We start from the raw sequence: 785 nt of genomic DNA, 5'->3' as shown, positions 1-785 counted from the left end.
TTTTCCATTGCCTCTGGGTCAAATGCCTTGATAGTTACGCCCTCTGCCAATAATTCTTCGATATTGTACAAGGCTGGTGCCTCACGAATATCATCAGTATATGGTTTGAAAGCTAAGCCCCACATCGCAAATACTTTGCCTTTCAAATCACCACCGAAGTGTTCTTTAATAGTTGGGATTAACTTCGTCTTTTGACCTTCATTTACGTTCATGACAGCCTTCAAAATCTGGAAGTCATATTGGTTGTCAGAAGAAGTTTTTGCTAAAGCCTGAACGTCTTTAGGAAAACAACTACCGCCATAACCAATACCTGCAAACAAGAAACGTTTCCCGATACGTGAGTCTGTCCCAATACCACGACGAATATCGTCTACATTAGCACCTACTTTTTCGCAAAGGTTAGCAATCTCGTTCATAAACGTGATTTTAGTAGCCAAGAACGCATTTGCAGCATATTTAGTCATTTCAGCCGAACGCTCATCCATGAAGATAACAGGATTACCCTGACGAACCAATGGAGCATACAACTTGTTCATCACAGCTTTTGCTTTCTCAGAACGAGTACCAATTACCACGCGGTCAGGCTTCATAAAGTCCTCTACAGCCACACCTTCACGCAAAAACTCAGGGTTTGATACTACATCAAAAAGTTCTTCAGAGGCATTTTTAGCAATAGCAGCGTGTACTTTTTCAGCCGTACCTACTGGCACAGTACTTTTATCAATAACCACTACATATTGGTCTAGGATTGGACCTAAATCATCAGCAACTTTCAAGATATATTT

General features: G+C 40.9%; 1 protein-coding gene. It reads right to left on the bottom strand.

The features are described 5' to 3' along the window. On the bottom strand, positions 1-785 hold a 785-nt coding region (locus GVN22_RS28595), incomplete at both ends, for a UDP-glucose/GDP-mannose dehydrogenase family protein (RefSeq protein ID WP_166554181.1).

This window comes from Cellulophaga sp. BC115SP (assembly GCF_009905545.1).
In the GTDB taxonomy this organism is placed as follows: domain Bacteria; phylum Bacteroidota; class Bacteroidia; order Cytophagales; family Spirosomataceae; genus Flectobacillus; species Flectobacillus rivi.
The sequence above is the reverse complement of the archived record's forward strand: the minus strand, read 5'-3'. Positions and strand labels throughout refer to the sequence as shown.